The sequence below is a fragment of the Gordoniibacillus kamchatkensis genome, from assembly GCF_000829455.1.
GTDB classification, from domain to species: Bacteria; Bacillota; Bacilli; order Paenibacillales; family NBRC-103111; genus Gordoniibacillus; species Gordoniibacillus kamchatkensis.
This window is the reverse complement of sequence record NZ_JXAK01000122.1, coordinates 1-6,304: the sequence shown is the minus strand read 5'-3', so window position 1 is coordinate 6,304 and position 6,304 is coordinate 1. Positions and strand designations below refer to the sequence as shown.

8 protein-coding genes and 1 pseudogene are annotated in these 6,304 nt (G+C 60.8%); 5 read left to right on the top strand and 4 right to left on the bottom strand.

Going from position 1 to position 6,304, the window contains the following annotated elements; all coding sequences use genetic code 11:
- Together SD70_RS40050 and SD70_RS32120 are read right to left on the bottom strand one after the other, a co-directional pair.
- On the bottom strand, nt 1-127 hold a 127-nt coding region (locus SD70_RS40050), incomplete at its 3' end, for an HAD hydrolase-like protein (protein WP_331436872.1).
- 61 nt (nt 128-188) lie between these two features.
- A pseudogene (locus SD70_RS32120) lies at nt 189-731 on the bottom strand (HAD-IIA family hydrolase); the annotation flags it as partial.
- 332 nt (nt 732-1,063) lie between these two features.
- Here SD70_RS32120 and SD70_RS32115 point away from each other — a divergent pair.
- Both SD70_RS32115 and SD70_RS32110 read left to right on the top strand, forming a co-directional pair.
- Entirely contained in the window at nt 1,064-1,513 is a 450-nt protein-coding gene (locus SD70_RS32115; protein ID WP_041052721.1) for a chemotaxis protein CheX, read from the top strand.
- 70 nt (nt 1,514-1,583) lie between these two features.
- Entirely contained in the window at nt 1,584-2,360 is a 777-nt protein-coding gene (locus SD70_RS32110; protein ID WP_041052719.1) for an SDR family NAD(P)-dependent oxidoreductase, read from the top strand.
- Between the two features lie 337 nt (nt 2,361-2,697).
- Here the strand turns inward: SD70_RS32110 and SD70_RS32105 are convergent, their stop codons facing one another.
- Nucleotides 2,698-2,940, bottom strand: a complete 243-nt coding sequence (locus SD70_RS32105; protein WP_041052717.1) for a YkuS family protein — start codon at nt 2,938-2,940, stop codon at nt 2,698-2,700.
- Between the two features lie 62 nt (nt 2,941-3,002).
- On the bottom strand, nt 3,003-3,257 hold the full coding sequence (locus SD70_RS32100) for a DUF2573 family protein (RefSeq protein ID WP_041052714.1): 255 nt from the start codon (nt 3,255-3,257) through the stop codon (nt 3,003-3,005).
- A gap of 97 nt (nt 3,258-3,354) precedes the next feature.
- On the opposite strand from SD70_RS32100, the gene SD70_RS32095 reads away from it, so the two are divergent.
- The 3 genes from SD70_RS32095 to SD70_RS32085 all read left to right on the top strand — a co-directional run.
- Nucleotides 3,355-4,197: an alpha/beta hydrolase family protein gene (locus tag SD70_RS32095; RefSeq protein WP_052488126.1), complete on the top strand. Its 843-nt coding sequence runs from the start codon at nt 3,355-3,357 to the stop codon at nt 4,195-4,197.
- Nucleotides 4,198-4,432: 235 nt separating this feature from the next.
- Nucleotides 4,433-5,065 (top strand): RNA polymerase sigma factor, encoded by a 633-nt coding sequence (locus SD70_RS32090; RefSeq protein ID WP_082053813.1) that lies wholly within the window; start codon nt 4,433-4,435, stop codon nt 5,063-5,065.
- Nucleotides 5,062-6,304, top strand: a 1,243-nt coding sequence (locus tag SD70_RS32085) for a DEAD/DEAH box helicase (protein WP_052488125.1), incomplete at its 3' end; no start/stop codon positions are given. The genes SD70_RS32090 and SD70_RS32085, both read left to right, overlap by 4 nt.

The following is a 6,304-nucleotide window of genomic DNA, read 5'->3' as shown; positions in this document are numbered from 1 at the left end:
GCGGCGCCGGCGCCGGCGAGTGCGCGCGGTACGTATCGCGTGTGGCGAGCCCCGTCAGCACGAGCGCCGTGCGGCAGCCGGCGCCGGCGCCCCCGGCGATGTCGGTGGCGGCGTTGTCGCCGACCACCCACTACATCGCTTGGGGGCGCACCCAGCTTGGCGACGGCATAGCCCATAATGATCGGCGACGGCTTGCCGATCACGACCGGGGCGACGCCGGAGGCGGCTTCCAGCGCAGCGGCGAGCGAACCTGCACCCGGGGACAGGCCGCCGTCCGACGGCAGCAGCCGGTCCGGGTTGGTGAGCACGAACGCCGCGCCCGCGCGCAAGGCACGTACGGCATGCTCCAGCTTGCCGTACGTAAACTGGCGGTCGATGCCTTGCACGACCGCATCGGGCAGGCCGGCTTCGTTCGCCAGCTCGAAGCCGGCCTCGCTCAAGGCGAGGCGCAGCCCCGCCTCGCCAATGCACAGGACGCGGCGCACGCCGCCGCGCTCCTGCAAATGCTGCGCGGCCGCCTGCGCGCTCGTCAGCACGTCCTGCGGCCGCGCTTCGATGCCGAGGCCGCGCAAGTGCGCCGCAACGTCGTCCGGCGAGCGCGACGAGTTGTTGGTCACGAGCAGGAACGGCAGCTGTTTGCGCCGCAGCAGCGCCACAAATTCGGCGGCATGAGGGATCACCGTCTTGCCGGCGTATAAAGTTCCGTCCAAATCCAGGATGAATGCAGCCATCAGATCGTCTCCTTATGTCATCTATGCTCTAACCTTATTATAGCCGCCGCCGGTCCGGTAGGGGAACACGAACGCCGTCGAATGGAGGCGAATTCGGGACCGCGGACGCCGCATTGTGCGCGAAACTGTTGGAGAAAGCAGGAAAAAGGGTATACGATTTGCTAATCATTAGGTATAATGTAGGAAAAAGTCGTTCATTCACGGTTCATTCACAACGCGTTCAAAGCTGGCGCTACGCTGAACGACCTTGCGAAAGAGGTAACTTTTCATGTCGAATCAGGGAGCTTCTTGCGGGACAGCATACTTTCTGATTCTGTAAAAGGAGACCAATGATGAAGGCCGAGTATATCAATCCGTTCCTGGAATCAGCTAGAATCGTCATCGAACAAGTGGCCAACGTTCGGCCTACCACCGGGCAGCTTGGAGTCAAGGAAGTGCAGTTGCAGTCCGGCTACATTTGGATACAGATCGGCATGACGGGACAAATGCAGGGCGACATTTTGTTCGGGCTGCACGAGTCGGTGGCGCTTAAGGTCGTCTCGGCGATGATGGGAGGGTTCGTTTTAACGGAGATGGACGATATCGGCCGCAGCGCGATTTCCGAGCTCGGCAACATGATTAGCGGCAACGCCAGCACAATGCTGTACAACCAAGGCATCCACGTCGACATAACGCCGCCGAAGCTGTACATTCCAGACGCTGCAAAGACGAGCAAGGCGCTGACCATACCGCTTATTATGGACGGCATCGGCGAGCTGGATATTCAAGTGCTGATCGCGTAAACTAAGCATAGCAACGATAATGTGGAGGCTCCAGGCGGGCGTCCACTTTTTTTGCGGGAGGGGAACGCAAGTGGAGGTTACAGGAAAAATCGCCCTCATTACCGGCGCGTCAAGCGGCATCGGCGCTCAGATGGCGCACCAGCTGGCGAAGCGGGGAGCAACGGTCATTCTGACCGCGCGATCGGAGGAAAAGCTGCGCGGCGTAGCCGCCAGCCTGCCCGGCCAGCATGCAGTGCGGCGGCTGGACGTGACGGATTCGGCGCAGGTAGAATCGGTATTGAGCGGCGTGATCGGGGACTTCGGGCGCATCGATATTTTGATCAACAACGCCGGCTACGGCGTGTTTGACCGTTTTGTCGATGCCCCGCTTGCCGAATACGAGCGGATGATGGATGTGAATTATTTCGGCACCGTGCGCTGCACGAAGGCGGTGCTCCCGCATATGTTGGCGCTGCGCAGCGGACACATCGTCAACATCGCCTCGCTCGCGGGCAAATTCGGCTCGGCCAAATCGGCGGGCTACAGCGCGACGAAGCATGCCGTGCTCGGCTTCACGAACTCGCTCCGGCAAGAGCTGGCGGGCACCGGGGTCAAGCTTACGGCGATCAATCCGGGCCCGATCGATACGCCGTTTTTCGATATTGCCGATCCGGGCGGCCATTATGTCAAAAACGTCTCCTGGCTCATGCTCAAGCCGGACAAAGTGGCCGCCGCCGTCATCCGCGCGATCGAAAGGGAGACGCCGGAAGTCGTGCTGCCCCGCTACGCCAGCTCAGCGATCAAGCTGGCGCAGCTGTTTCCGCGCACCTTCGACCGCATTGCGCTGCGCACTCTGAACAAGAAGTAAAAGACGAGCGCGTTTATTTGCGTTAAGCTGACTGAGAGAGGTCCGGGACGTTGCTCACCGTTACACCTCCGGTTTAACGCGATGGCGTTAAGTGGGCTAAGAGACGTCTGGGCCGCTGCATACAGCTTCACCTCCGGCTTAACGCCATGGCGTTAAGCTGGCTGAGAGACGCCAGGGCCGCTGCACACAGCTTCACCTCCGGCTTAAAGCCTAGGAGCGAGTCAGCCGAGTAAAGGCACAGCTAAGACTTTCGGACCCAGCAAAAAATGCGAGCCTCGCAAGGGGCGAGACTCGCATTCGGATGGCAAAGGCGGCTGCGGGCAGCCCGCGTACCGTGTTACTGCGCGTTCTCGACGCAGCGGTTCACTTGCCGGACGACTTCGTCCGCAGTCATGCCTTCACAGTTAATGACCGAAGCTTGCGTGTACGTATCGGCGATGCCCATCATGTTTTCGTCTTGTCCAGATACGACGCAGCATGCGCAGCCGGCCGCGTTGTTCATGTCGACCACTTCGAAGCCGTTATTCTGGAGCGCTTCCCTGACGTTGCTCAAACTATTTTCCACCGCCACTTTGGCCATGCGATTCAGCTCCTTTGCAGGTTTATGGAATCGTGGCTTATTTTGGCTGCGGGGGAGCCGTTTTATTCTTCGCCGTCCGATTTTCTCAAGGCCCGGTTTTTGTCGCGGACTTCCTCGAACAGCTTGCGCACTTCGGCGCGTGCGGCCGGATGCGACTGCCCCCAATGGGAAGCCAGCGCCGGCATCGTTTTGTGGATGTGGTTGTAGATCGCCCATATTTTGATTTTTTCCATCATTTCGGGCGACGCGTCCCCTGTCGTCAGCTCGGCGAGCTTGGCGACGAGGGCGTCAAAATCGTTAGTGAACTCGGGATTCATAGGATCCGCCTTTCGAGTCAGAATAAGGTTAAGTTCAGTGTACCGGAACCCGCTTCCCGGTGTCAAAACGGTTCCGGGCCAGAAGGAGCGTGAGCGGATGGAAGACCTGCATCCCGCGGCGGCGGAACAAGCACTGCCGGACGGCTGGCTCGTAGACCGGGAGCAAGTACGGTGCTTCGCCAAAAACGTGGCGCTGTACGTCGTGACTTACATAAGCCAGGGACTTAAGGTGAAAGGTTATCTCGTCGTACCGGGGGACTGTGTTCCATGCCCGCCGCTCATTTACTGCCGGGGCGGCATCCGCAAAGTCGGGATGGTGCGCATTCGCCGCATCGTTTCGATGGCGCGGCGCGGCTTCGTCGTGTTCGCGCCATTTTACCGGGGAAACGAAGGCGGGGAAGGGCGCGAGGATTTCGGCGGGGAAGACCGCTTCGATGTGCACAGTGCGGTGCCGCTCGTCCGTTCGCTGCCGGAAGTTGCCCCATGCCCGGTGACGCTCATCGGCTTTTCGCGAGGCGCGGTGAACGCTTTGCTGACGGCCAAAGAATGCGACGGCGTCGGGCCGGTCGTCATTTGGGGCGGTGTCAGCGATTTGTTCCAGACTTATGAGGAGCGCGTCGATTTGCGGCGCATGTTGAAGCGCGTCGTCGGCCATCCGCGCAAAGACCCGGAGCAATACGAGCGACGGTCGGCCGTATATTGGGCGGACCGGATCCGCAGCCCGGTGCTGATCGTGCACGGCACCTGCGACCCGCAGGTCGGTGTCGGGCAGGCGCGCAAGCTGGCGGAAGCGCTGGAGAGGGCCGGCAAGGATTACGCGATGGAGCTGTATGAAGGGCTGCAGCACCGTTTTCCGAAGGAGGAGGACGAGCGGGCGCTCGACGCCGTGTTCGCCTGGGTTCGCAGCAAACTGGCGCGGCATGCGGCGGAGTCGGTGTAGTGGCTAACACGGATTAACGGCTTGGCAAAATAATTACTCATTTCCTATTGTTTACCAATCGGCGATGCCTAATATGGAAATAGTCTGCCTGTAGCTAGAGCGTCAAGCCGGAGGTTTTGCCGATTCAGAATGTTTGCGTTCATTGTTCCGAACGGCTTAAAAAGCTTCCCGGCTTACGAAGTTAGCTTTGCTGCTGGACCACCTCGTCGAATAGGCAACGATAGGAGCTTTATTTATGCCCGACAAGCTTTTCCACCTTGTTACGGATGATTTTTTGCAGCTCGATAGTTCGGTGCAGGAGAGGGTTTACCAAGAGTTTTATTTGCTCGTCTACCGCATGGTCATGTTTATTGTACGCGATCATGCGGCGGCGGAAGACATTATTCAGGAGTCGTTTCTGCGGGCGGTCCGCAAAGCGGGGCGGCTCGATGCGATGGTCAAGCTGGAACCGTGGCTGAAAAAGCTGACGCGCAACGTGACGCTTAATCATTTTCGCAAGCTGAAACGCAACCGGGCGGAGCTGGACGAAAATTCGCAGCTCGCCGTGCGCGAGTCGGCGGAGCCGTTCGGCAGCGCGGCACGGCTTGAGAAGGAAGTCGAGTTCAAGTTTGTCCGTGACGCGATCGCCCGCTATATGGCGGAGCTGCACCCGTCGTACCGGCAAATTTTGGCCATGAAGCTGCTGTACAATATGTCGTACAAAGAAATGGCGGACGAGCTGGGAATCAGCGAAGGGGCTGTCCGGCAGCGGCTGTATCGCGCCCGGGCGGCGATTCGCAAACATTTGGAGCGGGACTGGGGCTACCGGTTCGACCGGGAAACCGACAGCGCCGATGAACCTATGCAACGGGAAGAGGAACAGGCATGACGACAGGATTTGGACGATTCGGATTGGATACGCGGCTGCTGAAGGCGCTCAAGGAGCAGTCGATCATAGAGCCGACGGCGGTGCAGGAAGAGGTCATTCCGCTTGGCCTGGAAGGGCGCGATGTGATTGCGCAGTCGCAGACGGGCACAGGCAAAACGCTCGCGTATTTGCTGCCCGCCCTGCAGCGCATCGACGCATCGCGGAAAGAGCTGCAGGCGCTCGTGCTCGTGCCGACGCGCGAGCTCGGGATGCAAATCGTGCATGTGGCCGAGGCGGCCGGCAAGGAAAGCGGGGTGCTCGTGCAGCAGCTGATCGGCGGTGCGGCTTTGCAGCGGCAAATCGACAAGCTGAAGCTGAAGCCGCATTTCGTTGTCGGTACGCCGGGGCGCGTGCTGGAGCTGATCAAGCTGCGCAAGCTGAACTTGCAGACGGTGCGCACGTTCGTCATCGACGAAGCGGACCAAGTGTTCTCGCTCGGCTCCACGGCCGAAGTCGAGGCGATTATGAAAAGCGTGCCGCGCGGGACGCAGACGATGCTGTTTTCGGCGACGGTGCCGCCGGAGCTGGAGCAGCTGGCGCAGCGCTGGATGAAGGAGCCTGCGGTCGTGCGGGTCAACCCTGGCCAGCGGACGGCGCCGACGCTGGAGCACGTCTACTTCGTCTGCGACGAGCGGGACAAAATCGACACGCTGCGCCGGCTTGTGCACGCATTTGCGCCAAAATCGGCGATCGTGTTCGTGAATGCGACTGCGGATTTGGCGGAGGTCGTGCAGAAGCTTCAATATGTCGGCCTGTCCGTGGAGGCGCTCTACAGCGAAGCCGGCAAGCAGGAGCGGGCTAACGTGCTGAGCCGGTTTCGGGCGGGTAAGTTCCAGCTGCTGCTCGCGACGGATGTCGCCGCGCGCGGGCTTGATGTGGCCGGCGTGACGCATGTGTTCAATCTGGACCCGGCCCCGGGGCCGGATTATTATGTGCACCGCGTCGGCCGGACAGGCCGGATGGGACGCCCCGGCACGGCCGCGTCCATCGTTACGCCGCAGCAAACGTTTATCATGGACAAGTTTGCCAAGCGCTCGGGCTGGAGATCGCGAGGAAAGCGATCTATGAAGGCAAGATCGTCGACCCTGGCGACGATCGAAGCGCCGCGGCGCAGCGCCAGCGCCGCGAGCAGCAAGGCCGCGCGCCTGCGGGGCGCGCGGGCAAAGGCGGCAGCGCCGGTACGGCGCGCGCTGCCGCAGC

Excerpts from the sequence above, each read along its gene's own strand:
- SD70_RS32115 (WP_041052721.1), top strand. The coding sequence starts at position 1,064 with ATGAAGGCCGAGTATATCAATCCGTTCCTGGAATCAGCTAGAATCGTC.
- SD70_RS32105 (WP_041052717.1), bottom strand. The coding sequence starts at position 2,940 with ATGGCCAAAGTGGCGGTGGAAAATAGTTTGAGCAACGTCAGGGAAGCG.
- SD70_RS32100 (WP_041052714.1), bottom strand. The coding sequence starts at position 3,257 with ATGAATCCCGAGTTCACTAACGATTTTGACGCCCTCGTCGCCAAGCTC.
- SD70_RS32095 (WP_052488126.1), top strand. The coding sequence starts at position 3,355 with ATGGAAGACCTGCATCCCGCGGCGGCGGAACAAGCACTGCCGGACGGC.
- SD70_RS32090 (WP_082053813.1), top strand. The coding sequence starts at position 4,433 with ATGCCCGACAAGCTTTTCCACCTTGTTACGGATGATTTTTTGCAGCTC.